Origin of the sequence: Piscinibacter sp., assembly GCF_050175855.1 — a bacterium.
Taxonomy (GTDB): Bacteria; Pseudomonadota; Gammaproteobacteria; order Burkholderiales; family Burkholderiaceae_C; genus Piscinibacter.
Window position 1 is genome coordinate 1 of record NZ_JBFXIO010000489.1, and the last position, 3,276, is coordinate 3,276.

4 protein-coding genes are annotated in these 3,276 nt (G+C 73.7%); 3 read left to right on the forward strand and 1 reads right to left on the reverse strand.

Annotated elements, in window-relative coordinates:
• Window positions 1–827, reverse strand: an 827-nt coding sequence (locus AB7U92_RS24435) for an ATP-grasp domain-containing protein (RefSeq protein WP_428583019.1), incomplete at its 3' end; no start/stop codon positions are given.
• Window positions 828–857: 30 nt separating this feature from the next.
• Between AB7U92_RS24435 and AB7U92_RS24440 the strand changes: the two genes are divergently transcribed.
• From AB7U92_RS24440 to AB7U92_RS24450, 3 genes are all read left to right on the forward strand, one after another.
• Window positions 858–1,559: a HisA/HisF-related TIM barrel protein gene (locus tag AB7U92_RS24440; protein ID WP_428583021.1), complete on the forward strand. Its 702-nt coding sequence runs from the start codon at window positions 858–860 to the stop codon at window positions 1,557–1,559.
• A gap of 199 nt (window positions 1,560–1,758) precedes the next feature.
• A complete protein-coding gene (locus AB7U92_RS24445) occupies window positions 1,759–3,045 on the forward strand; it encodes a formylmethanofuran dehydrogenase (protein WP_428583023.1) in 1,287 nt (428 codons plus the stop codon).
• Window positions 3,042–3,276 (forward strand): amidohydrolase family protein (locus tag AB7U92_RS24450; protein WP_428583025.1); only part of this gene is annotated, 235 nt, incomplete at its 3' end. The genes AB7U92_RS24445 and AB7U92_RS24450, both read left to right, overlap by 4 nt.

Here is a 3,276-nt window from a genome sequence, read left to right on the forward strand (position 1 = left end):
CCGAGCCGCTCGCTGACCACGATGTCGACACCGACGAAGCCGCGCAGGCCCGGCAGCGCCGCGGCCACGCGCGCGGCCAGCGTGGCCAGGCTGCGCCATCGCGCCGACGAGCGCGGCAGCACGTCGATCTCGACGCCGTCGTAGCGCAGCGAGCCATCCGGCAGCGTGGCGACCTTCTGCCGGTTCACGCTCAGAAGTTCGGCCCTGCCGAGCTCGCACAGCATCGACAGGCTCATCGCCTCGCCATCGATCCAGGGTTCGAGGCAGGCGCTCTCGCCGCGTGCATGGCGGCCGGCGAGGTCGGCCTCGGCGCCGAGGCGGTTGGCGTGCACCTGCGTGGCCACGCTGCCGGCGCCGTCGTCGGGCTTGACCACCCAGCGCCGCGCCGCGGCCGCATGGGCCCAGGGGGTGGGCAGGTTGTGCGCGCCGAGGTGGCGCAGCGTGGCCGACTTGCTCGACGCGATCGCGATGCTGCGCGCGTCGCAACCCAGCCAGCGTGGCGCGCCGATGGCCCGCTCGAACTCGGCCAGGCAGCCGCCGGTCTCCGGCGCAACGATCCAGGCCAGGTCGTGCCCCGAGGCCAGCCGCGCGGCGAATTCCACCGGCGTCTCGCCGTCGTGCGGCACCGCTTCGGCCGAGCCGGCGGGCAAGGCGCCGGCGCGCGCGCAGGTGGCGGCGGTGACGTCACAATCGCCGCTGGCCAGCAGGTCGGCCACCAGCGCGTCGCGCATGGCCAGGCCTTGCGGCATCAGCACCGCGGTGGCCGCGGCGTCGCCGTCGACCAGCCCGCCGCCGCTGAGATACTCGAACACGAACACCTGCATCATCGAACCGTCACCCGCCGAGCCGCCGACGCCATGCAACTCATCCCCGTGATCGACCTCATGCGCGGCCAGGCGGTGCGCGCCGTGCGCGGCGACCGGGCATCGTACCGGCCGGTCGTCTCGCAGCTTTGCGAGGGCAGCGACCCCGTCACCGTGGCGCGCGCGCTGTGCCAGCACTGCGACGCCACACGGCTGTACGTGGCCGACCTCGATGCGCTGACCGGCGGCCAAGTGCAGGTGGCCGTACTGCAGCAGTTGCTGCATGCGCTGCCCGGGCTGGAGCTGTGGGTCGACGCCGGCTTCGCGGACGCGGACGCCGCGCAGCAGCTGCGTGAGCGGATCGGCACCGACGCCGAGCGCGTGGTGTGCATCTTCGCCAGCGAGTCGCTGGGCTCGCGCGAGGCGCTGGCACGCTGCTGCGCCGATCGGCGCGCCGCCGTGCTCTCGCTCGACCGTCGGGACGGCCGCGTGCTCGATGCGGCCGGTTGCTGGGAGTCGCCGTCACTCTGGCCGGATCGCGTCATCGTGATGACGCTGGAGCGCGTCGGCGCCGATGCCGGCCCGGATCTCGACACCCTGCGCGAGGTGCAGGCCCGTTCGCCGGGCACGAAACTGGTCGGCGCGGGCGGCATCCGCCACGAGGCCGACCTGGCAGCGGCCGCCGCGGCCGGTGCGCAGGCCTGGCTGGTGGCCAGCGCCCTGCATGACGGGCGGCTGCCGCCGGTGCGCCGGTGAAGCGGCGGCCGGGCGTGGGGGCGAAGGGTCATGGCCGCCACGCCATCACGATTCGTGCCACCGCCTGCGAGGGGGTAGCGGCCGCCGTCGGCCGACGTTTCCGAAACACTGTGTGGCAGTTTTGGCCGGTCAGGCTGCGCCGCGAGGCGGGTCCGCCCGGTGTTCACCAATGGCACATCGCTTGCGTGACGGATCATCCATGAGTTCATCTGCAACGGCCGCCTCGGCGTGGACCTGCCCCTTCTGCCCGCTGGCCTGCGACCATGCCGGCGTGCGCGTCGGGGCCGGTGCCGAGCCCCTGCAACTGACCGGCGTCGAGTGCGCGCGGGCACGGGACGCACTCTCGCGCTTCACGAGTGCCGCGGCGATGCCGATGGCCGAGATCGACGGCCAGGCCGTGACGCTCGAGGCGGCCTTCGATGCTGCGGTGCAGCGTCTGGCTGCGAGCCGCCAGCCGCTGTTCGCCGGACTGGGCACCGACGTGGCCGGGCTTCGCGCGCTCTATCCGCTGGCCTGCGCGACCGGGGCCATCTGCGACGCCGCCCCCGGTGACGCGCTGATGCACGGCCTGCGCGCCCTGCAGGACCGCGGCCAGTTCACCACCACGCTGGCCGAGGTGCGCACGCGCACCGACCTGATCGTCTTCGTCGGCGGCCTGCCGCTGCCCACCGCGCCGCTGATCCGCGAGCGCATGGGTATCGGTGATGCGCAGGTGCCGAAGCGGCACGTCGTGCTGCTGGGCCCGAGGCCCGGTGACGACGCCGTGCTGCAGACCTGGGCGGGGAACGGTGTGAGTGTCGAGGTGCTGCCACTGTGCGGTGACCTGTTCGACACCGTGTCGCTGCTCGACGCGCTCGTGGCCGGGCGCCCGGCGATGGCCGGCGCCAGCGTGCCGGAAGGACTGCGTGCGCTGTCGCAGCGCCTGCGCGCGGCGCGCTACGCGGTGATCTCGGGCTCGGTGGCCAAGCTGCCGGAGCAGGGCGCGCTGATCGTCGAGACGCTGTACCGCACGATCAACGAATTGAACCGCAGCACGCGTGCCGCGGCGCTGTGGGTCGGCGGCGGCAACGGCGTGGCCACCGCCAACCAGGTGTTCGCCTGGCTGTCGGGCGTGCCGCTGCGCTCGCGTGCCGGCCCGCGCGGGCTGGAGCACGAGCCATTGCGCTACGGCAGCCTGCGGCTGATCGCGCAGGGCGCGGTCGATGCGCTGCTGTGGGTGGCCAGCTTCGATGCCGAGGCCGCGCCGCCCGAGAACGGCCTGCCGATGATCGTGCTCGGGCACCCCGCGCTGGCCGAACGCTGCCGTCGCGCCGGCAGCATCTTCATCGCCGTGAGCACGCCGGGCATCGGCTCGGCCGGCCATGTCTTCCGCACCGACGGCACGGTGCTGATGCCGCTGCGCGCCGCGCGCCCCGATGCGCTGTCCACGGTGGCCGCGGTGGCACAGCGGCTGCTGGCCGCGCTGCCGGCGAGGAGCGCCGCATGAGCGCGATCCTGATCCGCGGCGGCCGCGTGGTCGACCCGTCGAACCGCCTCGATGCCGTGCGCGATGTGGTCGTTCGCGACGGCCGCATCGCCTCCCCGGTGCACGGCGAGACCTATGCGGAGACCATCGACGCGACGGGCTGCGTGGTGATGGCCGGCGGCATCGACATGCACACCCACATCGGTGGCGGCAAAGTCAACCTGGCGCGCATGCTGATGGCCGAAGAAGATC